Raw genomic sequence first — 15783 nt, 5'->3', positions numbered from 1 at the left:
ACCGCGCACGAAAGGAGCAGGCCCCATGAAGAAGCGAACCGGTTGCGTCGCCCTCCTCGAACAGCTCGCCGCGGAGGGGACGCGCTATCTGTTTGGCAATCCAGGCACGGTCGAGGAGGGCTTCCTCGATGCCCTGCGCGACGTGCCATCCATCCAATACATCCTCGGCCTCCACGAGTCCGTGGCCGTGGCCATGGCGGATGGCCACGCGCGGGCGACGCGGCGGCCCGCGTTCGTGCAGCTCCACTCCAGCGTGGGGCTGGGCAACGGCATCGGGATGCTCTACCAGGCGAAGCGCGGCAACACCCCGCTCGTGGTGCTCGCGGGAGAGGCCGGACTCGCCTACGACGCGATGGACGCGCAGATGGCGGGCGACCTCGTCTCCATGGCCCGCCCGGTGACCAAGTGGGCCACGCGCGTCGTCGACGCGGGCTCGGTGCTGCGGGTGCTGCGGCGGGCCATCAAGATCGCCTCGACACCGCCCATGGGGCCCGTCTTCGTCTCCCTGCCCATGGACGTGCTCGACGCGCCCAACGACGAGCCCGTCTTCCCGACGCCGCGGCTGGACACCCGCTCCGCGCCGGAGCCGGAGGCGGTGAAGGCGCTGGCCCGGCTGCTCGCGGAGGCCCGGCACCCGCTGCTCATCGTCGGTGACGGCGTGGCGGCCTCGGGTGCCCAGGAGGAGCTGACCCGGGTGGCGGAGCTGCTCGGCGCCGAGGTGTGGGGCGCCAACAGCTCCGAGGTGAACATGGACGCGGCCCACCCGCTGTTCCGGGGCCTGCTGGGTCACATGTTCGGCAAGGACAGCGCGGCGGTCGTCTCGCGGGCGGACGCCGTGCTCATCACGGGCACGTATGTCTTTCCCGAGGTCTTCCCCGCCCTCTCCGGCGTCTTCCGCCCCGGCGCCCGGGTCGCCCATGTCGACCTGGACGCGTATGAGATCGCCAAGAACTTCCCGGTGGACCTGGGCCTCGTGGCGGACCCGAAGCGGACGCTCGCGGCGCTCGCGGAGGCACTGACCTGGGTGATGACACCGGCCCGGCGCGAGGCCGCGGCGGAGCGGCTGCGACGCGCGCGGGAGCAACAGGAACTGGAGCGGGCACGGGCCTCCGCCGGGACGGCTCCCGGTGAAACACGCGAGGCACCACCCGCCCTCTTCCTGCGCGAGCTGGCGAAGCGGGTGGGTGACGAGGCCATCATCTTCGACGAGGCGCTCACGCTCTCGCCGGAGGTGGCCCGCGCGCTGCCCGGGCGCAGGCCGGGGCACTCCTTCCAGACGCGGGGCGGCTCGCTCGGGGTGGGGATTCCCGGGGCGCTGGGGGTGAAGCTGGCCCATCCGGACAAGACCGTCATCGGCTTCACCGGGGATGGCGGGAGCATGTACACCATCCAGGCGCTCTGGACGGCGGCGCGCCACGGCATCGGCGCGAAGTTCGTGGTGTGCAACAACGGGGGCTACCGGCTGCTCGACCTCAACCTCCTCCAGTACTGGAAGGAGCGAGGCATCCCCGAGCATCCGTTCCCCGGCTCCTTCGACCTGTCCCGTCCGGCCCTCCACTTCGTGGAGCTCGCGCGCTCGCTGGGAGTGCCAGCCGTCCGGGTGAGCACGGAGCAGGACATCGGTCCCGCGCTCGACCTGGCCCTGTCGGCCTCCGGCCCGTTCCTCATCGACTGGGTGCTCCCCCACACGCCGCTGGACCCGGGCGCGGACCGCCGCTGCGGACAGTGAGCCCCGCTTGAAACACCGATGAAACATGGGGCCAGGACCGGGAGGCAATCCGGTCCTGGCCCCTGTCGTTTCAGCTCAGCGAGGCAACCCGCTGGAAGACGACGAGGCCCCGCGCGGGGAGGACGACCCGCAGCACGTCCGCCGACGCGTGGAGCGTCGCCCCGAGGTTGCCGACGTTGCTCCCTCCGTACCGCCCGGCGTCGCTGTTGAAGACCTCCTTCCAGGCGCCCGTACCCAGCCGGGGGCTCACGAGCTCGAGGCCCTGGAGGAACGGCGCGTCGTTGAGGCTCGCGACCACGAGGAACTCCTCCGCCCCGCTCCAGCGGCGGAAGGCGAGCACGCGGTCGACGTCGTGCACGAGGAGGACCTCCAGGTCGCGCGAGCGCAACGCCGCCTGGCCCAATCGCAGACGGATGAGCTCCTGGTAGTACCGGAAGAGGTGCTGTCCCCTCCCCTCCCGCAGCCCCACCAGGTCTTCCCGCTGGCTCACGAAGGTGTCGTACCGGTAGTCCCGGGCGGCGCCGACCTCCTCCCCCATGAGGAACAGGGGCGTGCCCGCCGCGAGCACGGAGAGGCCGAAGACGGTCCGGCAGCGCGCCTCCGCGGCCCGGAGCACGTCGCCCTGGAGCTCCGCCCCGTTGGCGGCGACCACGAGCGTCCGCCGCGTTCCCTCGCCGTTGCCGGCCTCGTCGTGGGACTCGTGGTAGACGACCTTCTTCTGCCCCGTCCGGGCCAGCACGCCGGCGAAGGTGCCCATGGCGAGCGGCCCGCCTCCACCCTGGCCGGAGGTCCAGAGCAGCTTGGCGAACTCCCTCCCCCGCGCCGGGCCCCCGATGAGGTGGTGGTAGAAGTCGGCGTACCACGCGGCGTCGAAGCCCAGGCCGCCCCGCGGCACCGGGGTGGTCACCGAATCCCAGCCGGAGTGGTCCTCCGCCATCAGCATCACTCCCGGGCGGATGAGGCGCAGCGTGCGGCACCACTCCCGGAGGAACCGTGCCCCGGCGATGTTCGTCCGGGAGGCCGGCTGCCCGTGGGCGTGGAGGACGTTGTAGCTGTGGATGCACGTCGTCTGGTCCACGCGGAAGCCGTCGATGTGGAACTCCTCCATCAGGCAGACGGCGCTGCTGGTGAAGAGCGCGCGGACCGCCTCCTCGTGGAAGCGGGGCGCGTACCCCGTCGACTGGTTGTCGATGTACCCGCCGTGCCCTGGCGCGGCCGTCGTGCCGGGCCGAGCCGCCGCCCGCTCGTAGTCGGGGTAGTGCTCGGGGCGCCCCTCGTACCAGTAGTAGAGGTTGTCCGGGTGCGCGTTGGAGTCATACATCCACTGCGCCCGCTCGGCGTCCGGGTGGTAGTGATTGTAGACGACGTCCATGATGACAGCGATTCCGCGGCGGTGGCACTCGCGCACGAAGTGCTTGAGCTGGTCGCGCCCGCCGCCCGCGTACTCGATGGCGAAGTAGTGCGTGGTGGCGTAGCCCCAGTTCGGCAGGCCGCCGAACTCGGCCATCGGGAGCAGTTCGATGGCGTTGACGCCCAGCGCCTCCACGTGGTCGAGCAGCGCCATCGCGTCCTCCAGGGTGCCCGCCCCGTCCCTACCGAAGCCGAGCGCTCCGACGTGCAGCTCGTAGAGGACCAGGTCCTCCACGCGCGTGGGCACGGGCCGTCCGGGGCGGAACTCATCGCGCCAGAACTCCTCCTCCGGAAGGAACTCCTGCTCGGGCCAGCGCGGCTCGCGGAAATGCTTCGTCACCTGGTCGGGGTCCACCACCACGGAGCAGCTCACGGTGGCGTTCACGTCCCGCCGGCTTCCCGCGTGGGGCCTGCCCCGGGGATTGGAGGTCCCGCTTCCCAGTTGGCAGCGCGAGTAGAGGTCGGTCTTGTAGGCCACCTGCCCGTCCGCCTTGGTGACCCTGAACATGTAGGGCTGGAAGCGGAGCCGCTCGAACTCCAGGGCGCCGGGGCCTTCGCAGGACGTCTCCCAGACGCCGCCCTCCTGGCGGACCATGGGCAGCACCGGGAGCGAGGGCGACAGGCCCGTCCCGTCATCCGCGATGTAGCCGCCCTCCTGCGTGCCGAACACCACCTCGACCTGTCTGGCATTGGGAGCCCAGACCGCGAAGCGCGCCAGCGGCCGGGGCGCTCCCGGGACGAAGTGCTTCTGGGCACCCAGGCGGCGGCCCTGCGTGAGGTGGTAGCGCTCGCACGAGGGCCCGGAGCCGAGCACGAAGCCGCGGACCGGCTCGGCGGAGACGGGCTCGCGCGGCCCGGCCGGGATGCCCCACTGGCCGTCCCCACCGGGTCCGTCCACGATGACGCCCCACTGGAAGCACGTCCCGGCCTGGGAGCTGTCAAAGGAGACGGTGGCGCGGAAGCAGGGGCAGCCATCCTCCGCGAGGGCCGGCGCCATGGGGATGACCGACCAGGTGCCGGAGGCGCGTCCTTGCGCGTCCCAGCTCCCGGTGAGCCGGACATTCCGGAAGACATCTCGTTTCAATCCCGTGCGGTATTCGAACTGGACGGAGATGGGCATGCGGGGTCCTTTGTCTGGGAAGGGGTGACGGAGTCCTTGATCCACCTCCCCGGAGGCGTGACGGCGCCCCGCTCCGTCGGCACGCGTCCATCACACCGCCCGCACCGAAGCTCCATGGAGGCCACACGGAGGTGACCGGTGCATCCCCCTACCGAGCACGTGCATCACCCGGAGCGAAGGGCCACCTGGACCGAGCTCTTCTTCGACGTGGTGTACGTCGTGGCCATCGCGCGGCTCGCGCATGAGCTGAAGGAGGACCCGACGCTCCCGGGCGCCGCCGCGTTCGCGGGCCTCTTCGTCCCGGTGTGGTGGTCATGGATTGGCGTGACCGTCTACGCGGACCGGTTCGACGCGGACGACGCCGCCGACCGGCTGCTGCTCGCCCTCCAGATGCTGGGGGTGGCGGCGCTCGCCGTGCAGATCCACGACGGTGCGGGCACCCACGCGCCCGGCCTGGCGCTGGCCTACTGCGGGCTGCGGCTGCTGCTCATCCTCCTCTACGCACGCGCCTGGCGGCACATCCCGCAGGCCCGGCCCCTGGCGGCCCGGTACATGGTGGGCTTCTCGCTCGCGCTGCTGCCGTGGCTCGCCTCGGTCTTCGTCCCGTCCCCGCTGCGCTTCTGCCTCTGGGCCGCGGGCATCGTCATCGACCTGCTCACCCCCCTGGCCTCCCGGCCCCAGCAGCGAGCGCTGCCGCTGAGCCCCGCGCACCTGCCCGAGCGCTTTGGCCTGTTCACCCTCATCGTGCTGGGCGAGTCGGTGGCCGCGGTGGTGGGCGGAGTGACCGGTCAGCACTGGGCCGCCGGCTCCGTGCTGACCGCCGTGCTGTCCTTCGCCTACGCCTTCGCGATGGGGTGGCTCTACTTCGACAAGAAGCACGCCACCGTCCACCCGAAGCGACGTTCGGCGCAGGTCTGGGTCTACACCCATCTCTTCCTGATGATGGGCCTGACGGCGAGCGGAGCGGGCGTGGAGCTGCTGATCGCCAGTCCTCCCGGCGAGCCCGTCAGCGCCGCCGCGCGGTGGCTCTTCTGTGCCGCCACCGCCAGCGGCTTCGCGGCGTTCGCGGTCATCCTGCGCGCCATGGCGTGCTCGACCGGCGGGCGTCCGGGGCGCGACCTCCGGCCCGGGATGCTGCTGGGGGCCGCGGGCACGATGCTGCTCCTGGGCCATTGCGGCGAGGCCCTTCCCCCGTACGTGCTGACCGGGAGCGCGGGGGCGCTCGCCGCCCTCCCGCTCGTCGCGCACCCCAGCCGCGGGCGCACGCTAGGCGCGGGTGTCTGATTGCGCGATGAGCCCTTCCTCGATGGCCAGGGCGCGCAGCTGGGCCTTGAGCCGCTGGAACTGCTGACGCAGCGCCGCCGCCTTGCGGGCCTGCTGCTCGTCCGTCAGGGACTCGCCGGAGTCCGACAGCGCGCGCACCACCTGCGGCCAGGAGAGCTTCTGATCCACCCGGAGCACCAGCAGCTTCTGCTGCTCGGGGTCCAGCCGTTCGCAGAGCGAGCGGAAGCGGTCCTTGACGGTGCTTCGCTGCCAGGGGCGCGTGGTGGAGCGCCGGGGCGCGGAGCGCGCGGAGATTTCAGACAGGCTGACGTGCCGATGCCGCACGGTGGGCGCGTTCAGCACCTTGAAGCAGACATTCCGCGCGATGCGCTGCGACCAGGTCCGGAAGGAGCTCTCCCACCGGAACTCCGGCAGCCCCTTCAGGAGGCATTCACAGAAGAGGCTGAAAGCCTCCTGGGCCTGGACCTCGTCCCGGAGGACGGCGCCCATGAGTCGGCGGAGCTCCGGCCCGTAGGCGCTCAGCGCCTGTTCGACGGCGAGGTTGTACTCGCCTCGAGCGCAGAGCGCTTGCAGGTCGTCTTCCACTCTTTTTCTTTCCTCGAGTTGCACGCGAGCTCTCCTTCTTCTCTCAAAAACTCTCAAGAAGATGGAGATGGAGTGCCGGGGACGCCGTTGTGACGCGCGGGCCGGTGGCCATCACAGCGAGGGCGACCGGGGTCTACTGAGAGAGAGGGATGGAACGCGGTTTCGGGCCATCTCCTCGGGAAAGGAAGGCCACGGCCATGAGCACCATTCTCCTCGTTGACGATGAAGTCGAACTCCTCGAGCTCTATTCCGACCTCCTCGAGTCGATGGGCCACGACGTCCTTCGAGCGGGCGACGGCCTGGAGGCCCTGGAGGTGGCCCGGCGGCGGCGTCCGGACCTGGTGGTGACGGACAGGATGATGCCGCGCATGAACGGCGTGGAGCTGTGCGGCGCGCTCGTGCAGGAGGAGGCGCTCCGGGGCCTCCCCATCATCATGCACAGCTCCTCCGGCAATCCCCACGCGCCCGGCGTCCTGGCCTTCCTGCCCAAGTCTGGCGATCTGGACCAGTTCGAGCAGGTGGTGACGCGGACGCTGGCCAGCGTGCGCCGGAAGTCGCAGGCGGCCTGTCCTCCCGCCCTCGGCCCGCCAGCTACAGCGAGACCGGCCGTCCCAGCCGCCCTCGCCCGGATGCCTGTGTCTTCGGCATCCGGACGGTGGGCCGCGGAGACAGCGTGGGGGCGCCTCTCGCCGTAATGCCTAACGTGACGCCGAAGGCGCCGTGTCCTCGCCGAGCAGCAGCTGGCGGACGATGGGCACGGGCGGGTAGCCGTGGGAGACCACCGCGTCGTGGAAGCGCTGGAGGCTGAAGTCCTTGCCCCACTTCACCTTCGCGTCCTCACGCAGCTCCATCAGCATCTTCTTGCCCAGCGCGTACACCAGGTACGTCGGGTCGGACGTGCCCCGGCGCGCCTCGCGCTCCGCGTTGATGCGCGTCATGTAGGCCTCCTTCTCGAAGAGGCTCACGGCCTGGTCGTACGTCATCCCGCGCGTGTGCAATGACAGACCGGCCACGTAGCGCGCCAGCCGCTGGAGGTAGAGCGCCAGCTGGTTCAGCCGCAGCTTGTCCGCCTGGGGCCCCGTGCCGCCGTAGCCTTCGTCCAGCATCATCTGCTCGGTGTAGAGGCCCCAGCCTTCACTGAAGGAACCGGAACCCAGCAGCCGGCGCACCTTGGACTGGATGCGATTGGTCCACAGGAACTGCACGTAGTGGCCCGGATACGCCTCGTGGATGGAGACGATGGGCAGCGCGTAGCGATTGTAGAAGCTCATGTGCTGCGCCGTCTGCTCCGCGTTCCACGCCGGGTCCGGCGGCGTCACGTAGTAGTACGCCTCCGTCGCCTTCGTCTCGAACGGGCCGGGCGTGCTCATGCTCGCGAAGGACAGCGCGCGGCTGAACACCGGCGTCTCCGCCACCTTCGCGCGCACCTCGCTGGGCACCGTGATGATGCGGTGGTCGATGAGGAACTGGCGGATCTCCTCCAGCGTCGCCGTCGTCGTGGACACCAGCTCCGCGCCGGACGGGTGGTCCTTGCCCAGCTCGCGGTACACGTCCATGGCGGGCTTGCCCGGAGCAATCCGTCCCGCCACCTCGCGGAACTGGTCCTGCGTGCGCTTCATCTCCGCGCGCCCCCAGGCCAGCAGGGAATCAATGCTCTCGGTGACGCCCTCCTCGTACTGGAGCTTCTGGCGGTACGTCTCCTCGCCAATCGCGAAGTCCCCCTTCGAGCGGGGCAGCAGGTCGTCCTTCAGGAAGCGGATGTATCCGTCGATGGCTTCCAGGCAGCGCGCCTGCTCCTTCTTGAAGGCCTCCTGGAGCGCCGCGTCCTTCACCGGCGCGAAGGCCTGCGGCAGCGTCTGCGCGTAGAGCGAGCGCGTGCCCTTCGCCTGCTCCAGCGCGATCTCCGTCCACAGCTTCGGCGGGTTCTGGAGGCTCGCCGGCGCCACCGCGAAGACCTCCGGCACCACCGCCATGCGCTTCACCGCCGAGCGCATCCGCTCCTCCAGCGGCGCGAAGTCGCGGTTGATGAGCTGGTACACGGCGTTGGACGCGAAGCCCAGATAGGCGTTCGGGTTGCGCTCCCACGAGCGCACCGTCTCCAGGTCCAGGATGCGCGCGCGGAAGTGGTTCTCCAGGATGTCGTAGTCGGCCCGGTCCTGCGGTGCCAGCGCGGCGCGGTCCACCGCCCCGGGCAGCGCCGCGAGCCGGTCCTTGTAGTACGCCAACTGCGATGCGCGCTCCTCGGGCCGGAAGCCGCGCAGCTCGCCGTCATACGTGTGCACGCCCGCGGAGGTGGCGGACATGGGCGAGCGGCGGAAGTGCTCCTCGAAGTGCGCGTCCACGAAGGCGCGCAGCGCGGCCTGCGCGGAGGACGGCGCGGGCGCCACGGCCTGGGAGGCCTGCGACTCCGCCTGGACCGGTGGGCGTGACGAGGTGCAGCCAGGGGACAGCAGCAACAACGCGGCGAGGACGCTGGGGGTTCGCAGTGCGTTCATGGGTCCTTGGGGGAAGGAGTCGCGGGAGGCAGCTTGATGAAGTCGATGAAGGCCCGCAGCGGCGCCGGCACCAGGCGCCTGCCGGGGTAATAGAGGAACGGTCCGGAGAAGCGCAGCCACCAGGGTTCGAGCACGGGCTCCAGCGCGCCGCGCTCCAGGTGCGGCCGAAGCCAGTCCTCGAAGAGGTACACGATGCCGGTCCCCGCGATCGCCGCGTCCACGGCCAGGTCGGTCGCCCCACCCACCCCGACAATCAACGGCCCCGTCGGCTCCACGCGCACCTCCTCGCCGTCGCGCTCGAACTCCCAGGTCGTCATGGCGCCGCTGGAGAAGCGGCCGCGCACGCAGGCATGCTGGAGCAGGTCGCGGGGATGTTCCGGCCGGCCATGCCGCGCCAGATACGCCGGGGAGGCGGCGGCGGCGAAGCGCTGGGTGCGCGGCCCGATGGGCACCGCGATCATGTCCTGCTCCAGCCGTTCGTCGTAGCGGATGCCGGCATCACAGCCCGCCTCGAGCACGTCGACGAAGCTCTCCTCGGAGATGACCTCCACGAGGATGTCGGGATAGGCGGCGAGGAACGCCGGGAGGATGCTGGGGAGGACCAGCCGCGACGCGCTGACCGGCACGTTGAGCTTCAGGGTCCCCGCGGGTTTGACGCGGAAGCCGTTCACCACGTCGAGCGCGGCCTCCATCTCGCTCAACACGGGGCCCATCCGAGCCAGCAGCCCCTCCCCGGCCTCGGTGGGGACCACGCTGCGCGTCGTCCGGTTGAGGAGCCTGACCCCCAGTTGCTCCTCCAGCCGGCGCACCGCATCACTGAGGGAGGACGCACTGCGTCCACTGGTCCGCGCGCCGTCCCGGAAGCTCCGGGCCCGCGCCACCACCACGAAGGCGTTCAAGTCACCCAGGTCGACCTTCACTGTCCGCCGCTCCGCACAACCTGTTCGGGCCGTGCCCTGTTATCGCCAGCGCCCACGCCGGTTATCCCTGCGTCATCCCAAAAAGGAGATGGAGCATGCCCGGTTTCGACCCGTCCAACACTTTCCTCCTCGGTGACCGTCCGGTGAAGCGCCTTGGCTATGGCGCGATGCAGTTGGCGGGGCCCGGCGTCTTCGGCCCGCCCAAGGACCCCGCCGCCGCGCTGGCCGTGCTGCGCGAGGCCGTGGCGCGCGGGGTCGACCACATCGACACCAGCGACTTCTACGGTCCCCACGTCACCAACAAGCTGATCCGCGAGGCGCTCGCGCCCTACCCCCGCGACCTCGTCATCGTCACCAAGATTGGCGCCCGGCGCGGCGAGGACGCGTCCTGGCTCCCGGCCTATTCGCCGGAGGCGCTGAAGCAGGCCGTGCACGACAACCTGCGCAACCTGGGGCTGGACGTGCTGGACGTGGTCAACCTGCGCATCATGTTCGACACGCACGGCCCCGCGGAAGGCTCCATCGAAGCGCCGCTGAGCGTCCTGGCGGAGCTTCAGCGGCAGGGCCTGGTGCGGCACATCGGGCTGAGCAACGTCACCCCCGCGCAGGTCGAGGAGGGCCGCCGGATGGTGCGCATCGTCTGCGTGCAGAACCAGTACAACCTGGCGCACCGGGCCGATGACGCGCTCATCGATTCGCTGGACCGCGACGGCATCCCCTACGTGCCGTTCTTCCCGCTGGGCGGTTTCAGCCCGCTCCAGTCCTCCACCCTGTCCGCCGTCGCGCAGCGCCTGAACGCGACGCCGATGCAGGTCGCGCTCGCGTGGCTGCTCCACCGCTCGCCCAACATCCTGCTGATTCCCGGCACGTCCTCCGTCGCGCACCTGCGGGAGAACCTGGCCGCGGGCGACCTCAAGCTGCCGGAGGATGCGCTCCGGGAGCTGGACTCCATGGGCCGCGCCGCCCACGGCTGAGCCGCGTTCGGAAGAGACGCGCGCGCTTCCTGACGCGACGCGCGTCCCGGTCCATCCGCGAGGCTTCACGCTCCGGGGCGGTCACGCCATGACAGGTGTTGGGAATGCGGCATGTGTTCTGCAATGCCCAAAGCCATCACCTCCACCTGTCTTCGCGTGAAGAGGTCCCATGGCCGCCAACTACAAGAAGTTCTTCGCTGGCTCCCGCAACGTCCCGAAGGGCATCTCCCTTGGCTACCCGGTGCCCGGGCCGCAGGAGGCGAGCGCGGATCAGATTGCCGGCCAGGCTTTCTTCGCCAAGCCGAGCGACTGGAGCGACATCCAGGCCTCCGCGTATGACTTCATCGTGATTGGCACCGGGCCCACCGGGGTGGCCTTCATCGAGCAGACGCTGAAGCACAACCCGAACGCGCGCATCCTGGTGCTGGAGCGGGGTGGCTTCTGGCTGCCCACGCACTACCAGATGCTGCCGCTGGCCTTCCAGGCCGCGACCGGTTCGCCGCCCACGACCTATCCCTGGACCCGCACGGCGCGGATGGCGACGTCGGAGCTGGAGTTCTTCCAGGCCGGCTACATCCCCGTGCTGGGCGGACGCTCCACCTACTGGAGCGCCTGGTGCCCTGCGCCGGGCCCTGACCTCATGCGGGACTGGCCGCAAGAGCTGATCGACGTCACGCTCCAGCCGGGCTTCTGGGACCGCGCCCGGGCCTTCCTGCACGTCACGCCGATGGACCGGATCCACGACGGCGTCTACGGCAGCCTCCAGCATCAGATCGACGTGAACCTCCGGGAGAACTTCAGGCGCTACGTGCCCTCGGCGGAGAACGCGTTCCCGGCGCCCATCGCCGTGGGCAATCCGCCCTGGAAGGGGGTCAAGTTCTACAAGTACTCCACCGTTGGCACGCTGCTGGACCTGCAGCAGTCGCAGAAGGCCCTGGCGGCGCAGGGCAAGGGCCAGCCGCTGACCATCGTGGACCACTGCGTGGTCGACCGCCTGGTGCATGACGGCCACGGGACGGTCACCGCGCTGGAGACGAGCCGAGGTCCGCTGGCGGTGAGCGCGGCGAAGGTCGTGCTGGCGATGGGGACCATTCCGCCCGCGACGCTGCTGATGAACTCCTTCAAGGAGGCCCTGCCGAACATTGGCAAGCGCTACACCGGGCACTTCATGTCTCACATCACGGCGCGCGTGAAGCGCTCGGCGTTCAAGGACCTGTCGTCGCTGGAGATTGGCGCGGTCTACCTGGACGGCAAGGCGCCCAATGGCTTGCAGTATCACGTGCAGGCCAGCGCCTTCGCCGCGGCGAACCCGGAGGCGGACGAGAGCACCATCGCCCACGAAGCCCCGGACGCGGCGGCGGTCGCGTCCATGGCCCAGCTGAAGGGCTCCGAGGATTACGTCGTGTTCGTCTGCGCGACCCTGGGCGAGGTCAGCGAGAAGAACCCCGACAACTGGATCCGCATGAATGGAGGCACCGACCCCGCCACCAACATCACGCTCCAGCTCCAGCCCGGGGTGCAGGACCACCACCTGTGGGACGTGCTGGACGAGGCGACGTATCAGACGCTCGACGTGCTGGCCGGGCGCGCGGGGTGCTCCGGCTCGGCGCCGGAGATGGAGTACTGGGTCGACGACGCGAGCGGGACCGGGGGCTCCTGGCAGTCGGAGCGGCCCGGCAAGAAGCACATCCGCCTGAACATCATCGTGCATGAAGCGTCGCCGCTGTGGATGGGAACGGACCCGGCGACCTCGGTGGTGGGCCTGGATTACCGCCCGCACGGCGTGCACAACGTCTACGTGACGGGCGGAGCGCTCTTTCCGACCTCGGGCTCGTGGAACCCCACGCTGACCATGTGCGGCCTGGCGCAGGACCTGGCGGACCGGCTCCGCGGTTGAGCCTTCCCTCCGTCATCGGTCCAGCGGCTTTCCTCAGGGCCCGTCGAGCAGCGCCCGCCAGTCATTGAAGCGGTGAACCGGCGAGCAGAGCGCGGCCATGGCGTCTCCGTGGCCCGCGCCAATCAGGACGCCATGTGCACGCAGTCCCTTTCGTGCGGAGGCCTGGACCATCAGGTTCCGAGTCGCTTCCGGAACAGCGAACTCGCCATCACTGACGAGGAGGAGATCCGCTCGCGCCCACGCCTCTGAGTCCAGGCGGGAGACGGCCCTCTTGAGAGGCACTTCCACGTCCGTGCCTCCACCGAAGGAATGGGTGAGGAACGCCATCAGCCTCGCGAGTCCTGATTCCGTCAGCGACAACTCATGCTCCACCACGTCTCCAGGACCACTGAAGGCGTAGAGGTAGCAGGCCCGCTTCTCCGCGAAGGCCACACGGGCTGCCTCCAGGACCAGCGCCTTCGCGACCGTTTCAGGCGTTCCCTCCATGGACCCGGACGTGTCCAGGCAGACCAGGATGGGGCCGCGCGTCATGGGCGGAGAGGCTCGCGACCGGGCCTCATCTGCTTCGGTTTCTCTCTGGACGAGCTCCAGCTCGGTCCCATCGACCTTGTAGGTGAGCAAGGTTCGTTCGGCACGGCGGGCATGCCAGAGCAACCTCAGCGTCGGGTGCCCCAGGAGGACAGCCTCCGGGGGAAGCATCCGCTGCACGTCTCCGGAGCGCTCGACCCCGCGCGTCTCCGACCGGGCCAGGGGGCTTTGGACCTCCTGGCGCTCCTCATGGACCCGGCGCATGGGACCAATGACTGTCTCCATCACGGGAGGCAGGGATGCGTCCTCCGACGTTCGCATCCGCCCCAGCGCCTGGATGAGCTGCTTCAAGGCAGGCAGTCGCTCCAGCAGCTCACGGAGCCGTGCTGTCTCCAACCACCCGCGCGAGCGGAGCAGTCCCCGGCCCAGGTCCCAGCCACGCCCGAGCAACATGGCGAGCTCGCCGAAGACCTCCTCCAACAGCGCCCAGCTTCGCACCCGCTCCTGCCAGGCTGTTTGGATCCCTTCTCTTAGCGCGCCCTGCTCCTGGAGCTTCGCCCATTGCGCGGCTTCCGCATGGAGCGCGGCGAGCGTGGCTGCGTTGGGCGCCTCCTCAAGGACGATCTTCCTCCCCTTCGCCCTGAAGGAGGTGGGTTCGGCAGCAGATGAAGCCGAGACGGCGCGAGCCTTCTGCTGACGCGTGCGCTCCTGCTCCATCAATTCCCGAAGTCGCGACGCTTCCCACGCCGCGCGCTTCAGGGCTCCGGCCGAACTGGCTTCAAGGATGTCCAGCAGCAAGGCTTCGACGAGAGAGGACTCGCCCTGGCAGAAGTGCGGCAGACGCAGGGAAGAGAGTTCCTGCTGAAGCAACTCCGCGGTGGACCGCTCCGGCCACTGGAGTCCCTCCAGCGAGGGAAGCGCGCCACGCATCAGGGCGTCATGCCATTGGAGAACCCCCGCGACCCGGTCCTGGAGCGTGCCATCCAGATGCACGGCGGCGGCGTGAAAGAGAGAGCTCGGGAGCCGGTCCAGCAACGCATAGCGTCGCTCAAGCTCGCCTGCGTCGAAACCACCGGCCCCGCTCACGTGGCGTCCCGGGGAAGGGCCTGGACCCCATTGCGAAGTTGCTCCAGGCGCGCGGCGAGAAGGTTCGCATGTGCCCGACGCTGTTCCAGGCTGGCACGGGCAGGTCCGCTGAAGCCGGGAGCAATCCACAGGTGCTCATCGACCACGGTCGTCACCGATTGGATCTGTGCATCCAACCCCGCGCGGTACCGGGAGAACTGCTCCTCCAGTTCCTGGACCTGGCGCGCCCGACCCTGGATGTGGGCCGCCGAATACCGGGTGGGCTCCATCATCGGAGGGAGCTGACACGGCTCCATGTAGTGGTTGTTTTCATCCGCGAGGTAGGCCGCCGTGCGGTTGGACTCGTAATGCCTGCTGAAGTGATAGTCGACGTCCCCACGGGTCATCCCCTTTCCGCCCAGGGTTCGCTCCGAGTGCCGCTCTGGTGGCGCAAGGAAGAGGGCCTCCTTTTCGGAGTTGCGCTTTTGACGCTTCCCCTCGGGGTTGGTCACCAGCTCCGTCCCATTGACATACAGCAACTGTCCCTTGTCGTTCCGGGCCTGGGAGCGGGACTGTTTCTCCAGCTCCAGCTGTTTCTCCAGGGCTCCGACCAGCTTCGTGAAGCGCTCCGGTTCCGCCGCGGACACCGTTCCCAGCCGTGCCTGGTACCAGTTGAAGATGGCTTCGCGTTGCTCGGGCCACTCCCAGGTGCAGTGCTGGAGCAGCCAACCGTCCCAGATAGAGGCTTCCGTCCGGCCGTTACTCCACGCGGAGACCTGCAACAGATAGACGATCTTGCGCCACCGGCGATCGGAGACGGGAATCTGTTGCTCCTCCAGGAACACCCTCAAGGCCTTGAGCAGGGCCTTCACGTCCGCGGGCAGGACGACCATCCGGGCTTCGGCCCGGAAGGTTTCCAGTGAGGTCCTGCTGAGACGCAAGTCCAGGGGTGGCTCTGGAGGATGGGCGCCACGGAGTTCCAATAACGTCTCGAAGCCTTCGGCCGAGACGGGAGCGACATGGCAGCGCAACAGGAACCGATCGTAGAGGGCCGCCAGCTCCTCGCCTTCAGGAAGCTCATTGCTTGCCCCGATGGCGCAGATGAGGGGTGTCTGGACGCGCTCCGTGCCGTTGTCGAACTCACGCTCATTGAGAAGCGTCAGCAGCGCGTTGAGGATGGCACTGTTGGCTTTGAAGATCTCGTCGAGAAAGGCGAACGCCGCGGAGGGAAGGTAGCCGTCGGTCTGCCGATGATAGCGATCCGCCTCCAGTTCCTTGATGGACAGCGGACCAAAGAGTTCCTCTGGAACCGTGAAGCGCGTCAGCAAACGTTCGAAGAGCGGGGCATCACGAAAGGCGCGTCTCAAGCGCCGGGCCATCTCACTCTTCGCGGTGCCGGGAGGCCCCACCAGCAGCAGGTGCTCACCCGCGAGGGCCGCGAGCAACGCCAGACGCAGAGGGGTTTCACGCTCGATGAGATCCACAGCCAGATGGTCTCGCAGGCTCGCGAGACGACTCTTCAGTGAGGTATCGGGCTGCGGGTGTCGCACAGCGCCTCCGGGCAAGTGCATGAATGGCGAGGGAGAAATCCCTTGAGCATGCACAAGCAAAGGCGAACCCCCCGAAAAGCACAACGGCGGTGCATCTCGGACCCACTGCCCAGAATGGCATCCGCCGACCCCGGGCCGCGTGACACGGCCCGGGGTTCACGGCGCGTCCAGCGCTCAGTTCGCGCGCAGGCCGATCGCGTAGGCGGAGATGGAGGCCGGGGAGGCC

At 69.3% G+C, this 15783-nt stretch carries 11 protein-coding genes; 5 read left to right on the top strand and 6 right to left on the bottom strand.

The features are described 5' to 3' along the window. Positions 1-25 precede the first annotated feature (25 nt). Positions 26-1729: a thiamine pyrophosphate-binding protein gene (locus JYK02_RS28815; protein WP_207055842.1), complete on the top strand. Its 1704-nt coding sequence runs from the start codon at positions 26-28 to the stop codon at positions 1727-1729. Between the two features lie 70 nt (positions 1730-1799). Here JYK02_RS28815 and JYK02_RS28810 read toward each other — a convergent pair whose 3' ends face one another. Continuing rightward, positions 1800-4259 (bottom strand): alpha-amylase family glycosyl hydrolase, encoded by a 2460-nt coding sequence (locus JYK02_RS28810; protein WP_207055841.1) that lies wholly within the window; start codon positions 4257-4259, stop codon positions 1800-1802. Positions 4260-4397: 138 nt separating this feature from the next. Between JYK02_RS28810 and JYK02_RS28805 the strand changes: the two genes are divergently transcribed. Continuing rightward, positions 4398-5543: a low temperature requirement protein A gene (locus tag JYK02_RS28805; RefSeq protein ID WP_207055840.1), complete on the top strand. Its 1146-nt coding sequence runs from the start codon at positions 4398-4400 to the stop codon at positions 5541-5543. Here JYK02_RS28805 and JYK02_RS28800 read toward each other — a convergent pair. After that, positions 5526-6128 carry an RNA polymerase sigma factor gene (locus tag JYK02_RS28800; protein WP_347402608.1) on the bottom strand — a complete coding sequence of 201 codons (603 nt, stop codon included), beginning with the start codon at positions 6126-6128 and terminating at the stop codon, positions 5526-5528. The two genes, JYK02_RS28805 and JYK02_RS28800, sit on opposite strands and share 18 nt — an antisense overlap. 197 nt (positions 6129-6325) lie before the next feature. Here JYK02_RS28800 and JYK02_RS28795 point away from each other — a divergent pair, with 197 nt between their 5' ends. Next, a complete protein-coding gene (locus JYK02_RS28795; protein WP_207055837.1) occupies positions 6326-6823 on the top strand; it encodes a response regulator in 498 nt (165 codons plus the stop codon). A 3-nt stretch (positions 6824-6826) separates the two neighbouring features. Here the strand turns inward: JYK02_RS28795 and JYK02_RS28790 are convergent, their stop codons facing one another. Together JYK02_RS28790 and JYK02_RS28785 are read right to left on the bottom strand one after the other, a co-directional pair. Continuing rightward, positions 6827-8623 (bottom strand): DUF885 domain-containing protein, encoded by a 1797-nt coding sequence (locus JYK02_RS28790; RefSeq protein WP_207055835.1) that lies wholly within the window; start codon positions 8621-8623, stop codon positions 6827-6829. Further along, on the bottom strand, positions 8620-9543 hold the full coding sequence (locus JYK02_RS28785) for a LysR substrate-binding domain-containing protein (RefSeq protein ID WP_207055833.1): 924 nt from the start codon (positions 9541-9543) through the stop codon (positions 8620-8622). Before JYK02_RS28785 ends, JYK02_RS28790 begins: the two co-directional genes overlap by 4 nt. A gap of 95 nt (positions 9544-9638) precedes the next feature. Between JYK02_RS28785 and JYK02_RS28780 the strand changes: the two genes are divergently transcribed. Both JYK02_RS28780 and JYK02_RS28775 read left to right on the top strand, forming a co-directional pair. Beyond that, the gene (locus JYK02_RS28780; protein WP_207055831.1) at positions 9639-10517 is read left to right on the top strand and encodes an aldo/keto reductase family oxidoreductase; all 879 of its coding nucleotides are present in this window, start codon (positions 9639-9641) and stop codon (positions 10515-10517) included. A gap of 169 nt (positions 10518-10686) precedes the next feature. Continuing rightward, positions 10687-12414 carry a GMC oxidoreductase gene (locus JYK02_RS28775; RefSeq protein WP_207055828.1) on the top strand — a complete coding sequence of 576 codons (1728 nt, stop codon included), beginning with the start codon at positions 10687-10689 and terminating at the stop codon, positions 12412-12414. A gap of 33 nt (positions 12415-12447) precedes the next feature. Here the strand turns inward: JYK02_RS28775 and JYK02_RS28770 are convergent, their stop codons facing one another. Continuing rightward, complete coding sequence (locus JYK02_RS28770; RefSeq protein WP_207055826.1) at positions 12448-13872, bottom strand: VWA domain-containing protein; 1425 nt, start codon at positions 13870-13872, stop codon at positions 12448-12450. A gap of 152 nt (positions 13873-14024) precedes the next feature. Beyond that, positions 14025-15578, bottom strand: a complete 1554-nt coding sequence (locus JYK02_RS28765) for an AAA family ATPase (RefSeq protein WP_207055824.1) — start codon at positions 15576-15578, stop codon at positions 14025-14027. Positions 15579-15783: the final 205 nt, after the last annotated feature.

Origin of the sequence: Corallococcus macrosporus (assembly GCF_017302985.1) — a bacterium.
GTDB classification, from domain to species: Bacteria; Myxococcota; Myxococcia; order Myxococcales; family Myxococcaceae; genus Corallococcus; species Corallococcus macrosporus_A.
The sequence above is the reverse complement of the archived record's forward strand: the minus strand, read 5'-3'. Positions and strand labels throughout refer to the sequence as shown.

What these genes read in the sequence shown, in the direction of transcription:
- JYK02_RS28815 (WP_207055842.1), top strand. Translation starts at nt 26, where the DNA reads ATGAAGAAGCGAACCGGTTGCGTCGCCCTCCTCGAACAGCTCGCCGCG.
- JYK02_RS28765 (WP_207055824.1), bottom strand. Translation starts at nt 15,578, where the DNA reads ATGCACTTGCCCGGAGGCGCTGTGCGACACCCGCAGCCCGATACCTCA.
- JYK02_RS28775 (WP_207055828.1), top strand. Translation starts at nt 10,687, where the DNA reads ATGGCCGCCAACTACAAGAAGTTCTTCGCTGGCTCCCGCAACGTCCCG.
- JYK02_RS28780 (WP_207055831.1), top strand. Translation starts at nt 9,639, where the DNA reads ATGCCCGGTTTCGACCCGTCCAACACTTTCCTCCTCGGTGACCGTCCG.
- JYK02_RS28810 (WP_207055841.1), bottom strand. Translation starts at nt 4,259, where the DNA reads ATGCCCATCTCCGTCCAGTTCGAATACCGCACGGGATTGAAACGAGAT.
- JYK02_RS28770 (WP_207055826.1), bottom strand. Translation starts at nt 13,872, where the DNA reads ATGCGTGGCGCGCTTCCCTCGCTGGAGGGACTCCAGTGGCCGGAGCGG.
- JYK02_RS28795 (WP_207055837.1), top strand. Translation starts at nt 6,326, where the DNA reads ATGAGCACCATTCTCCTCGTTGACGATGAAGTCGAACTCCTCGAGCTC.
- JYK02_RS28790 (WP_207055835.1), bottom strand. Translation starts at nt 8,623, where the DNA reads ATGAACGCACTGCGAACCCCCAGCGTCCTCGCCGCGTTGTTGCTGCTG.